Origin of the sequence: Pseudomonas sp. PLMAX, from assembly GCF_046042685.1 — a bacterium.
Lineage (GTDB): Bacteria > Pseudomonadota > Gammaproteobacteria > Pseudomonadales > Pseudomonadaceae > Aquipseudomonas > Aquipseudomonas putida_AE.
Map to the genome: position 1 here is coordinate 371,834 of NZ_CP064950.1, position 21,534 is coordinate 393,367.

Genomic DNA, 21,534 nt, shown 5'->3' on the forward strand with positions numbered 1-21,534 from the left:
GACGAGGGTCTGCGCAAGCGAACTCAACGACACTGCGGCAGCTCGCCCCACCTGCTGGTGTACCCAGGAGAAAGCATGTCCCTTCGCATCGCCCATTCTGGATCCGGCTTCAACCTGGCGGAGTGAATCGCATGACGGCCATACCGTAGGTTTATGGTGTCCATGATCGACCCGATCTTGTCAGAACCTGCCGGCGTCGGCGCCGCAAACAAATCCTCCGTGAATTCGCCCCGCTGGTGAAGCCTGGTCAGCCGCACCGAACACTTCGAGTACGCGTACCCCTTCCGATAGATACGCTCCAGGCCCGCCAGGGACGCGCTCAGGAGGATTCGCGTGTCATCAGAGGGATTGGCTAGCTTCATGTCGATGCTGTTGTAGTAGCGCGTAGAGGCCTCCTCAAACTGCCCAGTCTGCACCGACACACTCACTTGTTGGCACAGTGAGCCCTGCGAGCGCATCTTCTCTGCCGCCACGCTAGTGTAATTCGCGGTGGCCTGCCTCAGCTCGTCCAGCAAATGGACGCGCCGACCGAACATGCAAGACTTCATGATCTCTTGCTTCAGATCGGGGGCTTGGTGCATTTCAAGGCAGGCCTCGCCGGCGAGCTCTCTCGCTGTACGCTCAACATTGACGTTGAACATCTTGCGCAGCGACTTGCGGTCATACTGCGATAGATCCCAGGCAGTCTTGATGTTCATGATGTCCAGGTGAGCGCCGAGCTTCCTACCTATCCCCCACACTTCCCCGACCGGGGCTATGCGGAGCAGCTTTTCCTGGCGGTCTTTGGCTGTCAGGTCGACAACGCCCTTTGTACCCGGCCAAGTCTTCGACGCCCACTGCGCCAGCTTGGCCAGCGTCTTGGTTGTCGAGATACCCATACCCACCGGCATGCCGACGTCACGCATCACTTTCTCTTTGATTGCAAAGCCCAGGGTCTCCAAGCAACCGGGCACGCCGGAGAGGTCGGCCCAACATTCGTCGATGCTATAACATTCGATATCGGGCACTTGAGAGTGAATCGTCTGCATGACGCGACGGGAGATATCTGCGTACAGCGCATAGTTGCTGGAGAATACGTGAACGCCCTCTTGCTTCAGGTAGTCCTTTACCTGAAAGTACGGCACTCCCATCTTGATTCCGAGGGCTTTAACCTGCGGGTTTCGGGCAATAATGCAGCCGTCGTTGTTAGCAAGCACTGCGACCGGTTTGCCTTCCAGTTCTGGCCGAAAGAGCATCTCACAGCGAGCGTAAAACGAGTTGCAGTCGATCAACGCGATGACCATCAGAACCGTGCCGCCCGGAGATCGCGAATCACAAAATCAACGACACCCCAGACGCTAATCTCTTCAGTTTTGTCGATTGGCACCCGCTTTCCGCAGGCATCCACCGTCACTAGGTTTAAAACGCCAGCTTGCGCTTCAGCCAGGCATACGCGATGGCTACCGTCAGTAACGATCACTGCAATCTTCCCAGCACTAAGCTCAGTTTGCCGATTCACGATCAGGAGGTCATTGGCGTGCAGGCTGAGGCCGGCCAGGGATTCACTCGTAAGCCGCCAGAACCAGATATGCGGAGCACCAAGGCCGGTGATCTCGTCGAGCGAGAGTTGGAGCTGCTCGTAGTCTGCTGCCGGCGAACTGAATCCAGTGATCTTGATCTTTTCTGGGAGGTTGGCCAGGGAAGCGGATCGGCGTCCTGGTGAGATGAAGGCTTCTGACATGATGGCGGAATCGGGGAAAATGACTGTATATCTATCCAGCAAACCTGTGTGTTCGTCAAGCTCCTGATGCGTCTCTGGCGCCAGCGGCTGGGCTACTGATGACTCGGATCCCGCGATCCAGTGGGGTTGCCGGGCAATTACCAGCACAAAAGAAAAAAACCGGTGGTTGATGCGCAACCTCCGGCCTTTCCTGAACCCCGTCGCTGAAACCCCAACGGGTAGGTAACCCGATTACCGAGTTTTGCAGTTGATGACGTTGGCTACGTGTACGCAGTTGGTGTCGTAGGTTTGGGGTTGAGCCTGGAAACCCTGGTTGTACTGCATCATCTGATTGTTGTTCTGCTGAATAGTGTTCATCATCCCTTGAGAGTAGCTGTTCATCGAACTGGAGAAGGCATTTACACTCTGCGTGAGCTCTTTCATCGAGTTGTTTTGGGCCTGAGCGTTGGCCTGCGCCAGCCTCACTTGCCTGTCAGCCTCTGCCGCAGCAGCGGTAGCTTGCTGTGCTTGCCGCGCTTTCTGCTCGCTCAGCACCTGTGCAATCTTGTCCTTGTAGGGCGTCAGGTCGCCGTCCTCAGAGCAGATCAAACGGTATTTTTCTTGGTCGACGTAGTCAACTTTATCGCCCTTCCCGCAGATCGCCCTCTTGTAACGCTCGATGGTGACCAGGGCTTGATCGTAAGCGGGTTTCGTCTCACCCAGCTTTTGCGAAATGTCCTGGTACTGGGCGTTATAGAAATTCACCAGAGACGCCGGCAGACCTACCTGTTGCGGCTGCTGGCCCAACAGAGAAACGCCGTACAAAGCGCCGTTCTTCAGTCTTTCGATTTTGTAACCTACCGGGCGTCCATCCTTGAGCACCTCCATGGTGAAGTCGACTGGAAGTCCTGGGTCGGTCACCTTAAAAAATCTGAAGACAAAACCATTTCTGTAGGACTTGATCACTGCAGTCGCCGGCCCCCCAAGGTAATCGATCTTCGCGTAGTCGTAAGTGCCTGCTGAGTTAAAGATCGTGCTGGTCATGGCAAATGGCATCGGGCTTTGCTGAACCTGTATTGCCATGACTTTCTTGGCTTTAAGGTCACCAACGACCAGCTCCCCCTTATCGAAGTTGGTCGAGGCCTCATAGAACGGCTCCTTCTCGCCACCTGAGTATGTGCCAATGGTAGACATCAGGCCTTTCCGAGTGTCGAGAAACTCCCGCCCTACCCCATAGGCGTAGCCGTCTTTGCACTGCCCATCCCAAGTGATTTTGGTTTCCGGCCACTCCCAGTACTTTTGGTCGGGAGTGCTTCCCATGAAGAGCTTGCAAGCCTCTTTCTTGTTATCAGCCTGCTTCCAGACAATCACCTGATCAGCAGCAGGCTGAAAGCTTGGGGTTTCAATCTTGGCGATGAAGATTTGGGCATCTTGTTCGCTGACCATTGGAACGGTTGGTGCCGATGAACAGCCGCCGAGCAAGGCGAAAGGCAGCAGTGCTAAGAATCTAACTCGGATCATGAAAGAGGCATCCCTGACTATGAATGGAGCCGGCGCAGTCGCAATGCCAGGCTCCTTTGGCAAACCCCGAGCTTATCAGAACCTTTCGCCATACGCTGGCTCAATGACATGACCAAATATCAAAGATCGACCGGCGCCTCTATCGTCACTTCAGCAGCCGATATGTCAGTTCTTATGGCGACAAACACCCCATGCCTGATTCGGCCCTTGCGAGTGATCTCGGCGAACCGTATCTCGCAAACAAGGCTTGGTTGCACCCAAACAGGATGCTTCAGAGTCACCGCACCAGGGTCACTCAGCGCACTGGTTTCAACCACGATGGCCTTGAGCGCCTTACCGACGCTTTGAAGGTTTCTGGCGTTGAATCCAGATCCGACCTTCCCCGCATACTTCAAGGCCCCAGATTCGTCGTAGCTGGCCACCAACACGGAGCCAAGCCCGGTGGCGGTTTGTGTGTACCCAACGATGACGAACTCTTGGCGGTTGTGGCACTTGAGCTTCACCCAGTCGCCGTTTCTGGTCGACGAGTACAGGCTGCCGGCACGCTTGCCGATCAACCCTTCAAGGTTCATTGCGCAAGCAGATGCCAGCAGTGACTCCACTGGCTGATCAAAATCTTCGGACAGCCGTACGTGCTCGGTTTCGTTGTCTTGAAGCAGATCTTTTAGCTTCCCTCGGCGGTACTCGAGTTTTCTCGCTCTCAGGTCTGCCCTGCCGTAGTACATCAGGTCGAAAACAAAGAGCACGAGATCGCCGGTCTTTCTCTGGCCGATAGCCTCTTGCAGGGCACCGAAGTCTGGCCGGCCCTCAGCGTCTTGCTTTACCAACTCGCCATCGAGCCAAAGATCTTGCAGTTCAAGTAACTCGATCTCAGCAGCTACCTGCCGGAATTTACCTGTCCAGTCCGCTCCATTTTTCGTGTACAGCGTAACCTTCCCATTGCTGACCTTAACCATGAGTCGGTAGCCGTCATATTTTACCTCCCAAAACCACTTCCCATGGGGTGGTCTGGTCACCAGGCTCGCCAGTTGCGGCGGAAACTTTGCCGGCATTTCGGGCTTTGCTTTGATCGCTGTAGCCATGATCGGTCATCACAGGTGGAAATCTGTAGATGTTGACCCTGGCGCTGTGCAGGGATTCCGAGGAATAGCTGAAACGTCCTGATATCTGACACAATGGGCATCGATTTTCGACCAGCTAAGACACACTAAACCGCGAGCTTTCTCGCCAGAATGGACGCGCAAATGCACAAAAGCTTTGAGGAAAATAAGAGAGGCCTGCTGAGGCATGAGCTCGGGCACTGGTTGGTCGCCAGGCGCCATAACTTCCAGGTTGGTAAGATCGAGGTCAGGATCGATATCAATGGCGGACGCTACAACGCATACGGCACCTCCACAATTTTTCCCGTACCAACGCTGACGAACGAGTGTTACTTCAAAGACGAAATCATTGATTACCTTGAGCGAAGGATTCGAGTCCTCTACGCCGGCCCCTTGGCTCATGTCTTTCATCTGCAAGATGAGGATGTAGAGGCTGACGAAGTAAAGCAAATCATCGATAAGGTTGGCGAGTCAGACCTTAGAACTGTCAGTGAGCTAGAGGTGATGCTGATCGGTCTCTCGCAAAACGAAGATCATACGAAAGTCCTCTGGGATAAGACTATTGATGACCTACTGATCCTGAAAGACAAGCTGTACTGGATGGCAGACGAGCTAGCAAATGAAGTCCAGAACAGCAGTACCCCCTACCCGTTCGAACTCGATTATCTGGAGGCGCTGGAGCGTAAGTTCGAGTCCGACGCAGAGCCGGTCATTTAACGATCAAACGAATACTCAGCCGCCCTATGAGCCTTGGCTCGGCTGTTCAGCACCTTTAGCTCGGCATCACTGATCTCAAGCTTCGGGTGCCGAGTAAGGTCGCGCTCAACCATGAATGACAGGATCTGGATTGGGTAAGCACCCAAATTACCCTGCTCAGGGTGAAGGTAGTCAAAATGGGTTGGATCTTTGATGAAGACACCATGCTGTGCAGAGTCGCCCATCCACATTCTTGCCCTGTAATCGATGAGATGACCAGAGGGCAGCTCAATCCACCAGTGGACATAAGCTTTGAGCGGGCTTGGGCGAACTACTTTGTCCTGAAGGGGCGAGACATCCGTGAGGTGACCACCCATGACCTTATGCTCAATGCCATTTGAGGTCAGCAGGGCAGTAATCACACGGGTCATGCCGTCGCATTCAACCGGTAGCGAATCAAGAGGATCCAGCCAGGCTTGAATTCGCTCGATCAAATGCTTCACGTCCATTGGGTTTAAATCCAGAGATTTGCTTTCAAACAGTCTATGGCCTACACAGCTTCGCCTGCAAACTGCTCAGTTACGGGCCGGTGGTTCCACGTGATCCTGGCAAGCCACACGAATCCATGAACCACGAACCATGGCCCCAGGCTTACCGCAGGTATCGCAGGTTTTGGCCGATTGCGTTTCAGCTTCAGAGATGATTTCTCTGCAAACCTCATCGCCGCCAGATTTGTAGAAACGAAGCGTGCCGAACTTCTCCTTGATCTGATCCGCCACTACTTGGGGACACCCTGACTCATCGACTCTGGCCTGAATTTTACCCAGGGCCTCATCGAGGAATTCGTACCATCCATCACCCACCTCAAAGTACCTGAAACGCCCGCCAGTGAGGATCTTCGGGTACTTGCTTTTGAGTTGTTCGTTCAGTTCGGCTTTCACAAAAATCCCTAGCGCGAATACGCGCAGTAGTTGCCTGCTGACTGGATCATACCTGCGATTGTCAATTTGTTGTATTGGTTGAAAGCCTGCGGTAGAGAGCCTCACGGCCACGCGCCTAAGTGCTAATCGCCACACATAATAGAAAACAGAAAACGCCCCTCAGGGCGTTTTTTATTGAGCGTTCTGGACTACCGGCTCGGGGAACTTTCACGCGCAAGCGCGGCATTCGGGCCATAGTTGCGCTTGTCGAAGAGAGCGAACGGTTCTCGGTAGTCGCACCCCCACTGGGCCAGCGAACTCATAGGGATGCGCGAAGCGAGCAGCTCATCCTTGTGCTCCTTGTGAAACGCTTCGGCCAGGCTGTAGTAGTCCTTGGCGCTTTTCGGAGAGCGCTCTTCGATCATCTCATTCAAGTCGTCGCTGAGCACTGAAAGCGAGATTTGGCGGGCTTTCGCCTCGGCCTTCGACAGCATTTTGTGAGCGTCCTTCTGGTCGACAAAGATGTACTCGATACGACTGTGCTGGACGTATACACAAGGCACGCCCTGGTAGTGCGATCTGGCGCAATTCAGCGCGAAATCGTTGGCGAAGAACTTCTTGGTGTCGTATCCCAGCATGGAAAGCACCTGCTGATCGATACCGAGCTTTGGTGCCAGTTTCTCGATGAAGTAGGCGTTGCTCATCTCTGTTTTCTGCGGGGTATCAACCATCTCGTTGATGTCCTCGCCGTTGTGAGCGTTTACGCAGCTGGTGATGAATACGTGTGCCATTGGAAATCTCTGACCGGATAGCTTGACCTGATACCTACCAGGCTACCTGGTGAGACCTGCCAAAATCCAGTGAGTATTCTTGAGTCAGACGGGCGAAGTCTCTAAGCTCTGCGCCTCCCCCATGAGCATGAGGCTCCCGTATATGATCGAAATCTTTGCTGACATGCGCGAATCGCGATCCAACGTCATTGCTTCGCTGTCAGCCATGGAGGGATACAACATCTCTGTTGGCGCCCTTTCGAGTGGTGATTACCGGCTCAGCGAGGAGGTTATTGTTGAGCGAAAATCAGCGGTGGACTTCGTGGCCTCAATCATGGACAAGCGCCTCTTCGAACAAGTGGCGAAAATGAAGATCGAGTACCCCCGGCCAATGGTGCTTATTGAAGGGGATATTTACAAAACCAGGTCTGCAATTGATCGGAAAGCTATTTCCGGCGCGATGTCATGGCTTATCGCAATTGAAGACGTGAGGGTGATTCCAGTCCTCGACCCAGCAGAAACCCCGTTGATTCTTGCAACAATGGCCAGGCACCTGCAGGAAGGCCTTGGCTACAAAATATCCCTGCGGGCAGAAAAACCTAAAACATCTGACCTAGGGTCAAGATTTCTGCTCGAAGGCTCTCCTGGTATCGGCCCTGGCATCGCTGAAAAGCTCTTTGATCACTTCGAATGCGCCTTGGATGCCTTCAATGCCTCGCCACAAGAGTTGAGTCAGGTTAAAGGTGTCGGCATCAAGGTCGCAGAACGCATGCACCAAGCCTTAAGGCATCGCAAGACCGTGGCTTAACTGTCTGAATGGGCGCCCCCCTTAGGCGCCCTGCCAGATCCACCCTTCCTGGCAAGCTCCCCTACTCCAGTTCCTCGACCTTCGAAACACCCTGGTAGGCGAAAGGCACGAGGTCAAAGACACGATTAACCTCGTGCAGATCCATCATCGCCTTCCTCGGCTTGCCTAGCGCATCAGTCACCATGAACAAGCGCCAGCGCGGGTCTGCTAGGTAGTTGTGCTCATTGCGGCTCATGAAAAAGTGAGGAGTCTTACCGCTGGTGCCTTTAACTTCAATGTGCAGCTCTTCACGGGTGGTTTTGTGAATCAGCAGAAAATCGTAGCCGCAGTTGTCCTTTTGGCGGTCGGTGAGCCTGTACGCCTTGCTGTAGGTCTTCTTGAAGAGATCGACTGAGGCTGCTTCGACCAAGTCTCGATGCGCTTTGTCCGGGAACGTTACCCAGGGCAATTTGGTGGTTGTGATTGCAGGCGCTAACCCAATGATCTGCTCGGCAAGCGCAGCCAAATTATCGCGCCACGCATCTTGGTGACGTGTTCCACGTGCATAGATAATCGGTGTCCTTTTAAAATGATCACCGGACACTACCGTCTGACGAAGATGCAACGGGATCAGAGTAGCCTTGTCAGCACTGAAGCAATACGCGTACTGGTTCCCGTGGATATCCAGCTCGAAGTCGCCTGCTTCGTACTCTGGCCTTGCCATGTAATCTGGTTCAAAAGTCGCATTCTCATACCAGCCGACCACGGTAAGCGGGCCATCACCGTCCCGAGCTGCGACGACAATTACCAGCCAACCAGTGGCGACTACCGGCTTAGGGCAGCTCTCATACTGGCCGATGGGATAGATGTAGCCGTAGTAGCGACCGTCAGGGCCCTTCATGAAGTTGAAACGCTCGTGAGCTTCGCTGAAGTCCTTGATAAACCCATGCCGGCCAACCACCTCTTCCCCTGCATAGTCTTCCGCCCAACCGGCCTTTACAAACGCGATTCTTTCCATGGCTTACCGAACTCACTTTGAGAGAGGCTGGATCCTACGAGTAGGCGCCTCTAAAGGTCAATTGAAATGCCTTTCATGGAGTTGGCGACGACGCCGGTGGTGGCTGTAGTCGTGTTGGCTGGGGTGCTTTGTATGCAAACGAAGGCGGCTTCCCATACTCCCTGTCAAACCCGGCTTGCGTTGTCGGCAGAGTAATTCGGGGCTTCCAGGTGACCTTTGAAAATGGCCTCATGATTACAAGCTCATCGGCGCCACCGTTGGTACCCACCAGCCCATCAAATTTCCGGGTAGGCTCCGCACACCAGCTCGCGATCCAAGCCTTCAAGTGAGCATGCGAAGTTCCACAAAAAACACGAGTGAAAGCGTCAAAACTGGTGCCATGCATCACGCCGCAATGTAGGTCAACATCAACTACGCCATTGATAATTTGCGGAAACGACCCAGCAGATGGTTCGTTCACGTGCTTCGTGACAGCAAGTCCAGCGTAATTGATCGCTTTATTCGGATCTGTGGTTGTCCAGCAAGGAATGCCGTCATCCAGAACGAGGGTTTTCGGGAGCACGCCTGCGTGGGAACACGCGGTTCCTGCAGTGACGGTCATAACGTGTCCACCTGCATCCGCGAAAAGCTTATCAAGAGCGGCGAATCCCTGCGTCTCATTGAAGCCGTGAAATGCATCAAAAGGTTTGTGAACCTTCAGTTCTCGCCTCCAAATCCCAGCAATCCGCTCGTACTCGAAGCTTTTTAGGGCATTGCTTTTAGGATCAAATTCACACAGTTCTTCGACCACCCTCTCCTTTGGCGTACCAAAGGTTAGGAGTTCGAAATACCCCATGAATCGCTTCGACTTTCTCGTATCAAATGTCGCCGCTACCAGATCTTCCACAAAAGGGGAGATGGATTTTCCACTGGAAATTTTCGCCAGGCATTCCGACACGTATTCATCGCGCTGAATTTGATAGGTTCGGCGCCCCTTTTTTCCAAATAGCTCATCATGAAGCCCTTTGAAATATTGGAAAAAGGCTTGCCGGGGTAAATCAGCTGAGTAAGGTTTGGATATACCCAGAAATGACTTTATCCGCTCAAGTGGGTTTCCCTTGCTTGGCTTGTTTTCTGCCATCAAGCCAACAACCTTGCTCTTAAGATCCACATCCAACAACGTGAGTTCTTTGAGCATAAGCGCAAGAAAGTTACGCTGATGCTTATCCCATTCAGCCTTGAATCCATTACTCATGTGCAGCTCCTTCGGTTGATCTCTTATGATACCAATATGATGGAAATATACACAGAAATTGCCACGGCAACATGCCACCATGTAACCTTGGGCCCATAGTCACGAGACCGAGTGCTTTTTGTGTCCGTCGAAGCAATTTTTGAGAAATTCAGGGTTAACAGTGTATTGATCAATGGGGTGACCATCGCGGCGGCATTGTTCTGCTCGATGAGCCATGCGGTTGAACAGCCTGTAGCCGGACAAGTCCGGATCTCCGACCTCTCTCTGCGTCCAACCATCTCCTCTACGCTTGGGGCCGGCCAGTCGCGCCAGCTAAAGATCGCCGAGTTTGGTGAGGTGGCTAATATTGGGATGGCTATGCAGGTTTACCAGGAAGCTGAGCAGATACGCCAGGCTAAAGCTAAGTACCCAAACCACTTCCTGACGGGTCAGGCCACCCTCATTGACAAGGGCAAGTTCTCTGCTGACTTTGATGTGTGCCTGGTCAACCATTTGCAGAACGATCTCCGGTCAAACGACGGTCAATATTATCTCTTCGTCGATGACAGCCCTGTCCTTTACAACAAACGATACGTGGATTTCTTCACGAAATCGCACGAGGTAGAGCATTGCTTCTTCATGGTGAAATTCCCGGAGAAGTACAAGCCCATGGAGCAGTTCGAGCAAACCCACGTCAAAGGCGGTTCATACGCCAGGTACAACAACTATGTGTTGTCGTTCAAGGAGGTCGCTGGCGACCTTGGGGCGATCCTGGACTACATGCGCCAGACTGGTACTAAAGATCTCTACACTGAGTTCCTGCGACCTTTCCGGGTGTCTGCGCTTGGGGTATCGAACCACAAGACAGTATGGGCCTTGGATGTAGTACTGAAGGATGTTGATATGGCCGCGATACAGCGTAAGGAAGCCGCTGAAATCCCTGCACTGGTCGAGCATCTGATGGAGAAGCATTTCATGGGCCCGGACGGAACCTACTTTCCAAACGCCCTTCCTCTCGATGGGACACCGCTAAGCATCGATAAACCGGCAGCGCGTGCACTCTACGCAGAAGTGCTTGCGGACATGCAGATCAATGGCAACATCCCGTTCGCAGCCCCTACCGCTACAGACAAGCTAGCGAGAGACGTTCATCAAAGCGTTTCCAGGAACATTAGCAGCTATGCGCAGGTGGCTCCCCCGCAGGCCGTTGGTTTGGCCATGCAGCTCTACGGAAAGCTGGCGAGTAAATACGACCTGGCGAATCTCAAATTTACTTTGAGCGAAGATCCTGCGAAGTCTCCGCAGCAGGTCAGCAGCTTTGCGAGCGAGTACCTTGGCCGCTGACCCGCGCCTGGCGCAGGAATTCGGTAACCCCGTCGAACGAGCACCGGCCTTCGGAACGATTAAAGCGAAAGAGTCGCTGTTTCGTCCGAAGGACGGCTCGCCCTTTCTCAGTTGGGTGTGAACTCGTCCGAGCGATCCTTGGAAGGATCCTTGATTGTTAAGCTGATATCAGCCTCTGAGGCGTGAGCAAGCTCAACAGACTCGCCAAAGATATCCTGGATGCTGGCCGCTGTTGTCGCCCGTGTAACCGGGTTCTGGTCAGCTGCCAAGGTCGGATGAATTTCCGCGATAAAGCCTTTCGCGATACCCCTTACTGCTTGCAGATCCTCAGAGGCCGCACCACGGTCTTGCATGTAGCCAATGACCTCTTTCCAGTCCGCAAGATGATCGTGGCACTCATCAAGCGATGGAGGCCGATTACGCTCGGCTTCAAGCGCGTCACGGACTCTCGGCAGCTTGTCCCACTCCCCGTCTTTCAGGGAGTTCTCGTAAACGCATACACCGTTGCGGTTATACAGTTCGACCTTGGAGGCAAGCTTATTGCTCTCGATGTGGTCAATCGTGTCGAGCACGCCGGTGTAAGCTTGGTCGTGAACTTCGAGAGGCGCCATGCGGCCATGGCCCTTGGTTTTCTTCTGCCACTCGTAACGTAGATGGATACCTACAACGCTCTGCCGCTCGTGTGCTGCAATCACCTGGGCTTTGACTGAGTACCCTTCTTGCTGGAGACGATCCATCGTGTTGGAGATGTCCGTCTTTACCCGCATCGTGCCTTCGAAGATGACGTTGCGTTTGGTCTCAATCGTGGTGTCGAACAGTCGCTTTGTCCAAGGCCTTACATCGGGGTCAGTCAGCGCAGCGAATGCTGACTCATCCTCTTCCAGAATCGCATCCCGGTGTAAGTGCCACTGACGGAAATCATCGCCGTTGATCTTTACGGCGTTGAGGCCTTCAAACGACCGGTAGGAACGCTCAAGAAGACCGGACTTTCCGGCCCCCGGTTGCCCACCCAGGATGATCGCCTGGGGCGCTGAGGAAGGTGTCGTATCCAGGAACGCGTCTTGCTCGATGGCCTGGTAGACCTCTTCGTGCTCTGTCTCGGTTAGCTTGAAGCGATCAGGGTTGGAGACCATCATCCACTCCTGGCTTGAGCTTCTCAGAGTAGGTCTTCAGCATCGCTTTGACCGCAGCCTCGTCGTCAGGGTCGAGTGCGTTTCTCTCCCGGCGTAGCGCGACCAGTTCATCACTCAGGCGCTGGATCTTGGTTTCGTTAGGGGTCGGCTTTTTCCGCTCGTTGTGGATGCGGGTATTCAGGGTACCCATCCACGCGGCGACAGCCTCTGTTGCTGCTTCAAGCTCGGCTGTCCTGGATACTGGTGTTCTTGTGCTCACGAATTCGACGTCCCTAACGATGGAGTAAGTACCATCATAATGGGGATGCCAGGCCCTTACCAGTAGTATGCGTAGGGCCTGGGATAATCTTAAATAATTCAGCAAACTTTAAAGCTGTCAGCCACTGCCCCATTAAACGACTGCTGTAACAATAGCCAAGAATTTAGAGAGATTAACAATCAAGCTATCGACCGTTTTCAGGGTTACAGCAATGTTTTCAAGCTTCTGAATCTCTCCGTTAAGGGAATCAATTACCACCTGTAAGTCTTCACTTGCAGCCTTCAAGACATTAGCGCCTTTCTCAAACTCAAGCGCGGATACCTGATCAAGATAAAACCATAGCTCTTGGCCAAGCTGATGAAAAAACGCCCTTTGCTGCTTATCAAAGGAAAAATCCATGCTCAGCTCATTTATTTTAATAACGACCTGTGAGCAGCCAACAATATCAAACTTATCTCTAACTAATGCCATGATTAATTGTCTCCCTTGCTAGCCAGGTAATAGTCAACGAACGGTTGAATCTTTGCATTGAAAGATTCTATTGCGGCATTTAGTGCTATTAGCGAGTTTTCACCCTTAGGATTTTGGGCAAAAGCGTAAAGATCGTCATTTGCTTGTATCATCGCAGCTACAACATCATCAGGTTGATTGATAACCGTGCCTTCATAAAGCGCAGCTGTGTTCTGAGCTTGGTTCAAAAGATCGAGACGCTGTGACTCGCTGAAGGTTTGACTAGACTTTGCCTTCCTTGCATCCACATCTTCGTTGTATATGTATACAAGGTTGGATAGCTGTGAATTAGTCCTGGCTTGATGTGTTGCAGACAAGCTGAGAATATCAGCCTGAAGTGTTTTTAAAATTGCATCTACTGCTGAGTGGCCTTCATTTATAGCGGACAGGAGGGCATCACTTTGTTGCTTCTCATAGTACATCTTAGTAACTGCCGAGACGAGCTTTTGAGTGTTTTCGATGTAAACCTTTTTGGCCGCAGCCTCATCACCAGACAGCCCACCGAAAGCCGCAGGCAATCCCTGGTATCTTGATACTATACTGCCTGCGCTGTCGCTTATACGCTGCGGAGAATCAGTGCCAGCCAACACCAAGAGTCTATTTCCATAGACTGAAATCAGTGAGATGGCGTCATGTCTCGCCTTAATACCTTCAGGCGAATACCTAAAATAAAGAGGTGTAGGTCTTTTCTTGTCGTCTTTTAATTGTAGAGGCATATCCTTGTCATATTTCAACTGAGTGAAATAGGATTTCCGCGCCAGATCATTCTGCTGAGAATAGAATTCGTTTAGCACGGCATTGGACTTGCTCATTGCAGTAGCATATGAAGATACTGGCTCCTGAAAGTTTATTGTGGTGCAAGCCGCAAGTACAACAATACAAGAAGCCAGAAGCGAACCAGTTCGTACTCTGTTATTAGAAATCATATGTCACCGTAATTTCATGGGCTACGATTTATTTCACGAGAGGATAGACCAAGCAGCAATACTGGCAAGTTGACTCATGAAATTTTCTTGTTGTTACTGCTAAGCATCTCTCCGTAACTCTACTGAACAAATTATTATGTCTAGAATCTATTTGTTTTAGAATGCAGACATGGCGGCATTTTGCTACACTCCATGGTTTGGTTTGGAGGTTCATATGGCAACAGTTGCGGAACTAGAAGCAGCGGAGAAAGAACTCACCATCGCTGAGAACCGATGGGAAAATTACGACGGGAATAATCCGAACAAGCATCGTGCTGCCTTGAGTGATGCCATGGCAAAAGTCTCGACGCTCAGGCAGGCGCTGAAGGCTACCGGCGAGCTCCCACTGACAGAGCACGAAAAGCTTGAGCAAAAGCTGGATGCTTTGTACCCAAACGCCCAGTCACGGCAGATTGTCGAATATGAAGGCTGCCGGTATCGCCGTACGTTTACCCCGGTGTCCAGGAGTCTCTCTGGGAAAACGGTCAAAGCCTGGCAAAAAAGCTGGTACCCACTCCACTCTCCTGTCGATCCAGAAAGCAAATAAGCAGGCCAGAAAAGGATGCTCCCAGGTCGCCCTGGGGGCTCTTAAAAACTCTTCTGGTGCTCGTGAAATTGAGCCATTGGCGCCGATCAACAATGGTGATAAATTGCCGTCTCGAAACCCCAAATCCCCTATCTAAAGCCTTTTGAGTCGGTAACTATGTCGGCCTCCCCCTGCACGTCCTGCGGTGCCTGCTGTGCGTTTTTTCGTGTGTCTTTTTTCTGGGGTGAGTGTCAATCAAGCGGCGGTACTGTGCCAGATGACACGGTCGAGGTTGTGACGCCAAATTTGGTAGCCATGGTCGGAACGAACGAATCCAGCCCGCGCTGTAAAAAGCTCGCCGGGGACATTGGCGACGATGTCCGGTGCACAATGTACGAGCAGCGCTCATCCTCGTGCCGAGAGTTCGATGCCTCCTGGGAAAACGGCGTCCACAACCCTCGCTGTGATGACGCACGAGCCAAACATGGCCTTCCCCCGCTTGCGCCGTTCACGCCCACTACCTTAATACCAGTACATCAGGTTGGAGCTTGATTTTTACCTGATTGTTTTGGAGAGGTGACCTCACGTCGCGCCAAGCAGGCCGTGCCCTCCCACTAGTTCACTGAATCCGTTAACATATGCGTTTACGAAACAGAGTTCTTGGAGAACGACCGCTATGACAACTGACGCTGGGCTCGGCACCGACAAAAATCAAAAGCCTGAAGTAGATTTCGAAAAGGCTCATGCCGAGGCTGTGGCCAACGAAGCAGTCAGCCCAATCTCAAAATCAGTTTCAGAGGCTCTGTTTGCTCGCCTGAGCAAGATTAGACCACGTACCGCAACCCTTCACATTACCAAGGACATCGAAATTGCCTCGGCAGCGTGTAATGTTGACGAGGTTCTGCGCTTAGCCAAACGTCTTGAGCAAACTAAGCATGACGAAAAAGCTCAAACTGATCAGCTGCTTGAAATCAGCAAAGAATTCTCGTTCGAAGAGCTGATTGCCGCCTACCCTAAAGAAGTGATTAGCCTTGCCCACGAGTTGGCTCTGCTCGCCATTAACGCCAGTGAAGAGGCTCTAGCTAAAAGTAAAAAGCGTGATCGCTCGACTACGCGCAAGAAAGGTAATCAACAGGTCTATGTTATTTCTAAAGACGGGAAGTCTATTGAATGCACCATGAACAAGGGGCGCCCTGCGAACCCAGGTGTAGATCGTCCTTTCTATGAGTTTCTTGGATTTAAAGTATCCGATGATGGGAAGTCCCTCTCCCCGGATAGCTACAAAGATGCGAATGGACAGACGACTACCAGCATCTCACGAAAGTGGATAATTTTAGAGCTGCTTAAAGGTAATTCTGAGTGGATCTCAATGGGTTACACAATCTCTGAGAAAACCACGACACCTGAAGCTGAACCAGCCTAACCACCGTTGGGGGTCATTGCGATGGCTCCCTTACCTTACACCTTTCTTGATAACAGTGTTTCCATGCACATCGTATTTGATGATGGATTTCGACATCTTTTTCAAAAGCTTTCGTGCCTTGTCCAAATCCACCACTTCTGGCGTTACCATAACAATTGACAGGCCGGTCATTTTTACGAAGACGTAATAATCAACACCATCGACTTCACGTTTAAGGTATTTATCAGGGTCTCGAAGATTTATGAAGTTTCTGCCCTGTGTTATTTGAAACCACAGTTCTTTCGAGTTTTCCCGAAGCATGCATTTAAAATTGTCTCCAACTTTAAATGAGCTTGTCATCTTGTCGTCGTAGATGGGTTCAACTTCAGTGAGGATCTCGCAGTAATGGTAGTCTTCGCCTTCTTCGCGGAAGACATACATCTGCGGCTTTGATCGAACTGATTCTAGAAGCTCTGTTTTTATATCTGCATAAATAAACGCTTGGCGCTGTAATTCAAACCTATGATTAGCTGCTGATACGGCATCCATGTGGAAGCTTGCCCCAATATACAAAGAGATTTATTGATAATAGACCGCTGTGTAACGTCAACCGTTTGTGGATAGTAGACGCAAATATTGTTGTTGGCCATCGAGGGCCGCAATCTATCTAAAAAATGCGGCCCTGTCAATTCTTGCCATATGAACGGTCGTTTTCCCCGCTTTTATTGGGGTTTCTGGCCATTTTCGGTTAGGGCTACAGGGGGTAATCCTTCCCTGTGAGGTACTCCAAGACGCCCATAGGCCGCTTGGAATCAAGCCTGTCCTGATGAGTGTTGAATTTTGACGGCGTGTAACCAGCCAAATCGATATCAAACGCTTTTGACCAGCGTACAAGCCTTCTTTCAAATAGGGTAGTAGCGTCGTCAGGTGCGATTGCAAACCATTTTTCACGATGATCAACCATCGACTGTGCAATATCAGACTTCAGCTTCTCTTTTAAATCTGTATCTGTTGGGGATTTATCATCCACCCAACGTTGAGCCCTGAGATTTGCAGATAAAGCCAAGGATGCTGGAGAATCAATTGGGTTGTATTCACCGTTCGCGTCAGCGAAATTCTTCTCCATCAGGTACGTAACCATCGGCCCAATCTCATCAGGGCCCTTTCGAGTCAGTGCGTCCAGGTCTATAGACTTATCCTTCAGTAGAACATCTAGAGCCCATGCGGTTTGGTGTATCCTATCATCAACATTAGAAAGCCTGTAAGGCCTCCAAAAATCAGTATATAAATCAAGTGTTCCAGTAAGCCTTGCATAGTCAAGAGTTGACGCAAGGTCACCAGCGACCTCCATCAAGGCCTTTTTATAATCGACATGCTCCGTAGTTACCTCATCTCTACTATCAAATGTTTTAAAGTAACAATGCCCGCCTTCGTGGGATTTAATTGCAAAATCAACGAGATCAACTTTTGCAAATACAGGCATATCATCGGTAAATAGATAATAACGCCCATCCAAGCTTTTGATTCCGGTCTGCTTGCTTTGTACTACACAAACATGGAAATCATACGGCAGGCCTTCCTTGAACATTTCTGTTGACCGGCCACCGATTAAGCTAACTGGGTAATGAAAATCACCGACCTTGTGCATTCTCTCAAGAACAAGTTTTTCGTCAGCCTTCGCCCTGACATCCTCGGATTTATAAAACGCGTGTAATGGCTGGGTATCTTCCAGAAAACGAAGGAAACCATATGCTTTTTCAAGCTCGCCTGTATTTACAGCCTTCACGCGAACTGAGTTTTGACGACCTTCAGTATCTTTTCCTCGATGAGAGGCAGAGAGTGTTGGCCTAGCATCGAAGTCGATTATTGAATTGTCATAAGATCGTGTTTTTGCGTACAAATAATCGGTGGTGTTTACTGTCGCGATCAGCACCACTGCCAAAACAGTGACCCCAACTGCAATCTTAAAATAGTTCGGGTGTTTTTCCGGCTCATCTTTTGAAACTGCGGTAACGCTGGAGTCCACAATCAAATCCCTGTTTTTCTTATATTTTGTTATGGCTGCTTCTCAGTGGTCAAGGTGCCACCATGAATTACTGGGGAAGGTGGGCCAGGGATCGTTGCCGGGCCTTGAGTCATCTACCTCCTCTTGGAGAGTCAGTACTTGGTCGAGTCGATCAGCTGGTACAGCGTTTCGCCAGGCTTCACCATCCCAAGCTCACTGCGGGCACGCTCCTCTACGGTCTCATACCCTTCCTTCAGCTCAAGGATCTCTGCGTAGAGGATTCTGTTTCGCTCGTGGAGCGTTTCATTCTCTGCCTTTTGCTCATCAATCTTCACAAGAAGGTCAGCAGCACTGGTGAAGCTCCCCTCTCCAACCCAAAGACGGTACTGCAGCCCGGAAAATACGACGAGCAAGATAACAAACAACCACTTAGGACTGCGCATGAGGATGAGTTCTTTCACGGGGACATGTCGGATGCAGCCCAGGTGCCCATTACTGGCAAGGGAAGCTTAAGAAAGTGTACAAGATGGCTTTGCTGCGGTCACCTGAGCTAGGCTAACGAACCGAAAGAATTGTCCAGGATCAAGCCGATGACCAGCATCGTTAAAATCGAGGTTCCACCCGGCGTAAAGACCATGGGGCTTCGCTCGTCTGCGACCCCATACGCTGAGGCCCTCCATAAGGCACTCTCTGAGCACCAAACCGTTTCCCTGGACTTTGCCTCAATCGAGGTCACGCAGGGCTTTGTCGACGGCTTGCTGGGCTCTCATCTACTGAAAGAGGGCAAGGAAGGTCTTAAGCGCATCACCTTCCTCAATTGCACCACCGAAACCAAGGCGATCATCCGGTTTGTGGCCAGTGATCGCTTAAACCAGAGGAATGCCCAGCCGGCGCCCTAGGTACGCCGATCAAAACTAGCACCTGCGGTAAGGGGCGACAGCTCTGCAACACAAGCACGGGGGACTTAAAAGTAAGAGTTCACCCGTTCACGCTGCTTGATGTGTGCATGTGTCTCTTGAAGAGATGATTGCACGAAGCTTTGCTTGGCCCAGACATTGGAGGCTGCCGAGACAAGTACGCTAGGTACTTCGCCTTTGCCCATGCCCTTGGCGGCAGTGATGATGTCGTAGGCTCCGTCAGCCATGCGATGCGCTGACCACGCCTCATGACCACCCTGCTCGATCTCTCGAAGGTCAGCCTTCAGCTGGGCCTCGTACTCTTCGGTGGAGAAGCTGGCCAGCATGTCCTCCGTCACCGGCCAGAGTCCCTGGTCAGAAATCAAAGCACTGGTGTTCTGTCCGAGTTTGTAGGCAAAAGCCACCTCCTCCGGCTGTACCTTCCCGTCGACCGCTATCATAAGCGCCGAAACATCTGCTACCAGGCGCGAGGGAGTATTCCCATTGAGAAAGACATGCTCTCCGGCACTCAGCGATGCACCATCTGGTCTGCCCTTCTCACCAGCATTGGCGCCAGCGAAAACTGCGGCCAGACCCAGGATCGAGGCGATGCATACGCCAGCCCTCACACACCCTACTTTCAATCTCATCGGACACCACAGTCAGTTGATTACGACCAGCATTGAGCGCCAGCCAATTTAGGCGATCACGATATCTGAAAATCGGTATTTTGGCACCGGCACCAATAACGTATTCCATAAATTGACAGCACTCAGACCGAATCACTAGCATGCCCAGGATTGGGCGACCCGCATGAAGGTCAACCGCTTTACCGAGGCAATCCGGATGCTCTATTACCTGCGCAACGCGCTTCACAGGCTCTGTCACAACGAAACCTTTGAGATGACGACCCGGCTTACCTGGGCCTTTTGTTGGGCCCTTCTGCCGCTGTTCCTCTACACCGCTCTTATCGGGAAAGGGCCGACAACGATTGAGTCTGTAATCTTCTTCGCCATCGCATATGCGGCTTACATGGGCTTCAGGCTGCCGGTGGACAAGATTTGCTGGAAGAGTTTGAGATCTAACCTTGGGTATTCGTCAGCGATTTTTTTCACAGCATGGGTTGCTCGTGACATCACTGGTGATGCGCAATTCACGAACGAAGTGATTGCCTTCATCGAAGGAAATATTGGGCAACTGCTCTACTTTGGAATCGTGTTCGTTGTGTTGACCGGCGTTTTCGGGTTCATCTTCTCATTTCGACCACAACCAAGTGAGTGGGAAATGGCACATGGTTCAAGGGTGTCGCCTGATGATCAGAAGTTTTTTGGCCCTTGGACTCGCTTAGAGAAAAATGACTCGGAAGTGATAGCAGCCCACGAGGCCGGGCATGCCGTGGTGCTTGGGCTGTTCCAGTACACCCTCCCCGATCTTACTGTTGCCATGGATACGCTTGTCAGCGGGCAACCAATAGGCGGCTACTGCGCAGGCCCCTGGAAACGAGGAAACTTCAAAACCAGGTCTTATTCGGAACTGGAGATGATCGTCTTACTTGCCGGCGTTGAGGCCGAGGAATTGCTCCTGGGCGAGCGAACCTCCGGCGCGACCTCAGACTATCGGCGCTGGTTGGAAATGGCGGAGAGATTCCTTGCGACCGACCTAAACTCAATTTTCTACATCCGCCCGGAGAATGACAGTCAAAAAGCTCACAACGATTTGCAGTTGCGCACACTGAAAATCAATCAGGCGAACATGGCTCGTAAGATCCTTGAGGCCAACATCGGCGTGCTCCAGGAAATACGGGACGGCATCCTGGCAAAACGTAAACTAAAAGGTCAGGAGGTGCTCGACCTGCTCTCCAAGGTCGTTTCGGTCGAAGGATGCCCTGTGATCTCTGAGAGAACGAAGGCTCTCTACATTCCAAAACCCACACACGAGGTTTGACCACGAGCCCCGGTGCAAACCGGGGTTTTAGCTGAAAACACAGGGGTAAGCGCTGTAAATCTGTCAATTAATGGCATATGATTGATCCCATTACTTTGACTGGCGCCCCTACGGGCGCCGACCTACAGCCTTATTGCCGGATTCTCATGAGAAAATTAACGCCACGCCAAGAGATGGTTTACAACTTCCTGAAGCAGTTCATCCTGGAAAATGGTTTTCCGCCGACCTGCAAAGAGATTGCTACCGCCATGGAATTCAAGTCCCCTACCGGGGCCCACGATCATCTAGCTAGACTTGAGAAATACGGCTTTCTCCGGATCATCAAGGGCATCAGCCGGGGGATTCAGATCATTGAAGATGGCTCGCCAGTGCAGCCAGCGCCGGTGGCAGGCGATGCCGCTCCATCCACGTCGTTCAGGTCAGCCACCGTCACTCAGATTCTAGACCCTAGAAATGCTGACTTGAGACGCAAAATCCTTTGTGAGAAAACGCGTTTCTACTTCGAGCATCACGAGTTCGTGGAGAATCAAATTCTTGCAGAGGTTACTCGGGTCGATGGTGCCCACGCAGCCGTAAGCAAGACCAAGATGTACTATCACTCGCTCGCTGAAAGCATGCTCACAGGCTCGCCAATGGTGTTCTGGCCACAGATCAGTCCTGCTACAGCGTCCAACGCGGCGTTTGATAGCCAGGCTGACCTGCAAGAGTTCGTTGACCATGTGCGTGACCTGTTCCTGGGTAAACCTGAGGGTTATCTCAAAGACGCACAGGCTCGCCGGCTGGAAAGACCTGGCCGCATGGCCGCGTAATGATTGCCAGCCTTGAT

At 51.7% G+C, this 21,534-nt stretch carries 26 protein-coding genes; 9 read left to right on the forward strand and 17 right to left on the reverse strand.

The window, feature by feature from the left end; translation table 11 throughout:
- Nucleotides 1–23 precede the first annotated feature (23 nt).
- The 4 genes from DKB71_RS34500 to ligD form a co-directional block, all read right to left on the reverse strand.
- Nucleotides 24–1,283: a Y-family DNA polymerase gene (locus DKB71_RS34500; protein ID WP_408602196.1), complete on the reverse strand. Its 1,260-nt coding sequence runs from the start codon at nt 1,281–1,283 to the stop codon at nt 24–26.
- Nucleotides 1,283–1,897, reverse strand: coding sequence for a S24 family peptidase (locus DKB71_RS34505; RefSeq protein WP_408602197.1), 615 nt, complete (start codon nt 1,895–1,897; stop codon nt 1,283–1,285). Before DKB71_RS34505 ends, DKB71_RS34500 begins: the two co-directional genes overlap by 1 nt.
- A gap of 54 nt (nt 1,898–1,951) precedes the next feature.
- Complete coding sequence (locus tag DKB71_RS34510) at nt 1,952–3,220, reverse strand: hypothetical protein (protein ID WP_408602198.1); 1,269 nt, start codon at nt 3,218–3,220, stop codon at nt 1,952–1,954.
- A gap of 119 nt (nt 3,221–3,339) precedes the next feature.
- A complete protein-coding gene (gene ligD, locus DKB71_RS34515; RefSeq protein ID WP_408602199.1) occupies nt 3,340–4,302 on the reverse strand; it encodes a non-homologous end-joining DNA ligase in 963 nt (320 codons plus the stop codon).
- A 162-nt stretch (nt 4,303–4,464) separates the two neighbouring features.
- Between ligD and DKB71_RS34520 the strand changes: the two genes are divergently transcribed.
- Nucleotides 4,465–5,037, forward strand: coding sequence for a hypothetical protein (locus DKB71_RS34520; RefSeq protein WP_408602200.1), 573 nt, complete (start codon nt 4,465–4,467; stop codon nt 5,035–5,037).
- On the opposite strand, the gene DKB71_RS34525 is transcribed toward DKB71_RS34520, so the two are convergent.
- The 3 genes from DKB71_RS34525 to DKB71_RS34535 form a co-directional block, all read right to left on the reverse strand.
- Complete coding sequence (locus DKB71_RS34525; protein WP_408602201.1) at nt 5,034–5,525, reverse strand: hypothetical protein; 492 nt, start codon at nt 5,523–5,525, stop codon at nt 5,034–5,036. The genes DKB71_RS34520 and DKB71_RS34525 overlap by 4 nt on opposite strands.
- 66 nt (nt 5,526–5,591) lie before the next feature.
- On the reverse strand, nt 5,592–5,957 hold the full coding sequence (locus DKB71_RS34530; protein WP_408602202.1) for a hypothetical protein: 366 nt from the start codon (nt 5,955–5,957) through the stop codon (nt 5,592–5,594).
- Between the two features lie 188 nt (nt 5,958–6,145).
- The gene (locus tag DKB71_RS34535; protein WP_408602203.1) at nt 6,146–6,727 is read right to left on the reverse strand and encodes a hypothetical protein; all 582 of its coding nucleotides are present in this window, start codon (nt 6,725–6,727) and stop codon (nt 6,146–6,148) included.
- Between the two features lie 142 nt (nt 6,728–6,869).
- On the opposite strand from DKB71_RS34535, the gene DKB71_RS34540 reads away from it, so the two are divergent.
- The gene (locus DKB71_RS34540; RefSeq protein ID WP_408602204.1) at nt 6,870–7,514 is read left to right on the forward strand and encodes an ERCC4 domain-containing protein; all 645 of its coding nucleotides are present in this window, start codon (nt 6,870–6,872) and stop codon (nt 7,512–7,514) included.
- A 61-nt stretch (nt 7,515–7,575) separates the two neighbouring features.
- Here DKB71_RS34540 and DKB71_RS34545 read toward each other — a convergent pair whose 3' ends face one another.
- Nucleotides 7,576–8,511 (reverse strand): protein NO VEIN domain-containing protein, encoded by a 936-nt coding sequence (locus DKB71_RS34545; RefSeq protein ID WP_408602205.1) that lies wholly within the window; start codon nt 8,509–8,511, stop codon nt 7,576–7,578.
- 73 nt (nt 8,512–8,584) lie between these two features.
- Complete coding sequence (locus DKB71_RS34550; protein ID WP_408602206.1) at nt 8,585–9,745, reverse strand: hypothetical protein; 1,161 nt, start codon at nt 9,743–9,745, stop codon at nt 8,585–8,587.
- A 120-nt stretch (nt 9,746–9,865) separates the two neighbouring features.
- On the opposite strand from DKB71_RS34550, the gene DKB71_RS34555 reads away from it, so the two are divergent.
- Entirely contained in the window at nt 9,866–11,068 is a 1,203-nt protein-coding gene (locus DKB71_RS34555) for a hypothetical protein (RefSeq protein WP_408602207.1), read from the forward strand.
- A 107-nt stretch (nt 11,069–11,175) separates the two neighbouring features.
- Here the strand turns inward: DKB71_RS34555 and DKB71_RS34560 are convergent, their stop codons facing one another.
- From DKB71_RS34560 to DKB71_RS34575, 4 genes are all read right to left on the reverse strand, one after another.
- Complete coding sequence (locus DKB71_RS34560; protein WP_408602208.1) at nt 11,176–12,204, reverse strand: zeta toxin family protein; 1,029 nt, start codon at nt 12,202–12,204, stop codon at nt 11,176–11,178.
- Complete coding sequence (locus DKB71_RS34565; RefSeq protein WP_408602209.1) at nt 12,185–12,460, reverse strand: hypothetical protein; 276 nt, start codon at nt 12,458–12,460, stop codon at nt 12,185–12,187. The genes DKB71_RS34560 and DKB71_RS34565 overlap by 20 nt, the downstream gene beginning before the upstream one ends.
- A 132-nt stretch (nt 12,461–12,592) precedes the next feature.
- On the reverse strand, nt 12,593–12,931 hold the full coding sequence (locus DKB71_RS34570) for a hypothetical protein (protein ID WP_408602210.1): 339 nt from the start codon (nt 12,929–12,931) through the stop codon (nt 12,593–12,595).
- 2 nt (nt 12,932–12,933) lie between these two features.
- A complete protein-coding gene (locus DKB71_RS34575; RefSeq protein WP_408602211.1) occupies nt 12,934–13,782 on the reverse strand; it encodes a hypothetical protein in 849 nt (282 codons plus the stop codon).
- A 328-nt stretch (nt 13,783–14,110) separates the two neighbouring features.
- Here DKB71_RS34575 and DKB71_RS34580 point away from each other — a divergent pair, with 328 nt between their 5' ends.
- From DKB71_RS34580 to DKB71_RS34590, 3 genes are all read left to right on the forward strand, one after another.
- On the forward strand, nt 14,111–14,482 hold the full coding sequence (locus DKB71_RS34580) for a hypothetical protein (protein WP_408602212.1): 372 nt from the start codon (nt 14,111–14,113) through the stop codon (nt 14,480–14,482).
- Between the two features lie 156 nt (nt 14,483–14,638).
- Entirely contained in the window at nt 14,639–15,013 is a 375-nt protein-coding gene (locus DKB71_RS34585) for a YkgJ family cysteine cluster protein (protein WP_408602213.1), read from the forward strand.
- Between the two features lie 124 nt (nt 15,014–15,137).
- Nucleotides 15,138–15,884 (forward strand): hypothetical protein, encoded by a 747-nt coding sequence (locus DKB71_RS34590; RefSeq protein ID WP_408602214.1) that lies wholly within the window; start codon nt 15,138–15,140, stop codon nt 15,882–15,884.
- A gap of 30 nt (nt 15,885–15,914) precedes the next feature.
- Here the strand turns inward: DKB71_RS34590 and DKB71_RS34595 are convergent, their stop codons facing one another.
- The 3 genes from DKB71_RS34595 to ftsB all read right to left on the reverse strand — a co-directional run bounded on the left by DKB71_RS34595 (nt 15,915) and on the right by ftsB (nt 18,311).
- On the reverse strand, nt 15,915–16,412 hold the full coding sequence (locus DKB71_RS34595; protein WP_408602215.1) for a hypothetical protein: 498 nt from the start codon (nt 16,410–16,412) through the stop codon (nt 15,915–15,917).
- 205 nt (nt 16,413–16,617) lie between these two features.
- Nucleotides 16,618–17,889: a hypothetical protein gene (locus DKB71_RS34600; protein WP_408602216.1), complete on the reverse strand. Its 1,272-nt coding sequence runs from the start codon at nt 17,887–17,889 to the stop codon at nt 16,618–16,620.
- A 131-nt stretch (nt 17,890–18,020) separates the two neighbouring features.
- A complete protein-coding gene (ftsB, locus tag DKB71_RS34605) occupies nt 18,021–18,311 on the reverse strand; it encodes a cell division protein FtsB (protein ID WP_408602319.1) in 291 nt (96 codons plus the stop codon).
- A 147-nt stretch (nt 18,312–18,458) separates the two neighbouring features.
- On the opposite strand from ftsB, the gene DKB71_RS34610 reads away from it, so the two are divergent.
- Nucleotides 18,459–18,767, forward strand: coding sequence for an STAS-like domain-containing protein (locus tag DKB71_RS34610; RefSeq protein WP_408602217.1), 309 nt, complete (start codon nt 18,459–18,461; stop codon nt 18,765–18,767).
- 65 nt (nt 18,768–18,832) lie between these two features.
- Here the strand turns inward: DKB71_RS34610 and DKB71_RS34615 are convergent, their stop codons facing one another.
- Nucleotides 18,833–19,414, reverse strand: a complete 582-nt coding sequence (locus DKB71_RS34615) for a hypothetical protein (protein ID WP_408602218.1) — start codon at nt 19,412–19,414, stop codon at nt 18,833–18,835.
- 163 nt (nt 19,415–19,577) lie between these two features.
- On the opposite strand from DKB71_RS34615, the gene DKB71_RS34620 reads away from it, so the two are divergent.
- The gene (locus DKB71_RS34620) at nt 19,578–20,708 is read left to right on the forward strand and encodes a hypothetical protein (RefSeq protein ID WP_408602219.1); all 1,131 of its coding nucleotides are present in this window, start codon (nt 19,578–19,580) and stop codon (nt 20,706–20,708) included.
- A gap of 146 nt (nt 20,709–20,854) precedes the next feature.
- Nucleotides 20,855–21,517, forward strand: a complete 663-nt coding sequence (locus DKB71_RS34625) for a LexA family protein (RefSeq protein ID WP_408602220.1) — start codon at nt 20,855–20,857, stop codon at nt 21,515–21,517.
- The last annotated feature ends 17 nt before the right edge of the window (nt 21,518–21,534 follow it).

Bases quoted from the DNA above. Each gene is read 5' to 3' on its own strand.
- DKB71_RS34500 (WP_408602196.1), bottom strand. From the start codon at position 1,283: ATGGTCATCGCGTTGATCGACTGCAACTCGTTTTACGCTCGCTGTGAG.
- DKB71_RS34510 (WP_408602198.1), bottom strand. From the start codon at position 3,220: ATGATCCGAGTTAGATTCTTAGCACTGCTGCCTTTCGCCTTGCTCGGC.
- ligD (WP_408602199.1), bottom strand. From the start codon at position 4,302: ATGGCTACAGCGATCAAAGCAAAGCCCGAAATGCCGGCAAAGTTTCCG.
- DKB71_RS34520 (WP_408602200.1), top strand. From the start codon at position 4,465: ATGCACAAAAGCTTTGAGGAAAATAAGAGAGGCCTGCTGAGGCATGAG.
- DKB71_RS34525 (WP_408602201.1), bottom strand. From the start codon at position 5,525: ATGGACGTGAAGCATTTGATCGAGCGAATTCAAGCCTGGCTGGATCCT.
- DKB71_RS34535 (WP_408602203.1), bottom strand. From the start codon at position 6,727: ATGGCACACGTATTCATCACCAGCTGCGTAAACGCTCACAACGGCGAG.
- DKB71_RS34540 (WP_408602204.1), top strand. From the start codon at position 6,870: ATGATCGAAATCTTTGCTGACATGCGCGAATCGCGATCCAACGTCATT.
- DKB71_RS34545 (WP_408602205.1), bottom strand. From the start codon at position 8,511: ATGGAAAGAATCGCGTTTGTAAAGGCCGGTTGGGCGGAAGACTATGCA.
- DKB71_RS34550 (WP_408602206.1), bottom strand. From the start codon at position 9,745: ATGAGTAATGGATTCAAGGCTGAATGGGATAAGCATCAGCGTAACTTT.
- DKB71_RS34560 (WP_408602208.1), bottom strand. From the start codon at position 12,204: ATGATGGTCTCCAACCCTGATCGCTTCAAGCTAACCGAGACAGAGCAC.
- DKB71_RS34570 (WP_408602210.1), bottom strand. From the start codon at position 12,931: ATGGCATTAGTTAGAGATAAGTTTGATATTGTTGGCTGCTCACAGGTC.
- DKB71_RS34575 (WP_408602211.1), bottom strand. From the start codon at position 13,782: ATGAGCAAGTCCAATGCCGTGCTAAACGAATTCTATTCTCAGCAGAAT.
- DKB71_RS34580 (WP_408602212.1), top strand. From the start codon at position 14,111: ATGGCAACAGTTGCGGAACTAGAAGCAGCGGAGAAAGAACTCACCATC.
- DKB71_RS34585 (WP_408602213.1), top strand. From the start codon at position 14,639: ATGTCGGCCTCCCCCTGCACGTCCTGCGGTGCCTGCTGTGCGTTTTTT.
- DKB71_RS34590 (WP_408602214.1), top strand. From the start codon at position 15,138: ATGACAACTGACGCTGGGCTCGGCACCGACAAAAATCAAAAGCCTGAA.
- DKB71_RS34595 (WP_408602215.1), bottom strand. From the start codon at position 16,412: ATGGATGCCGTATCAGCAGCTAATCATAGGTTTGAATTACAGCGCCAA.
- ftsB (WP_408602319.1), bottom strand. From the start codon at position 18,311: ATGCGCAGTCCTAAGTGGTTGTTTGTTATCTTGCTCGTCGTATTTTCC.
- DKB71_RS34610 (WP_408602217.1), top strand. From the start codon at position 18,459: ATGACCAGCATCGTTAAAATCGAGGTTCCACCCGGCGTAAAGACCATG.
- DKB71_RS34615 (WP_408602218.1), bottom strand. From the start codon at position 19,414: ATGAGATTGAAAGTAGGGTGTGTGAGGGCTGGCGTATGCATCGCCTCG.
- DKB71_RS34620 (WP_408602219.1), top strand. From the start codon at position 19,578: ATGAAGGTCAACCGCTTTACCGAGGCAATCCGGATGCTCTATTACCTG.
- DKB71_RS34625 (WP_408602220.1), top strand. From the start codon at position 20,855: ATGAGAAAATTAACGCCACGCCAAGAGATGGTTTACAACTTCCTGAAG.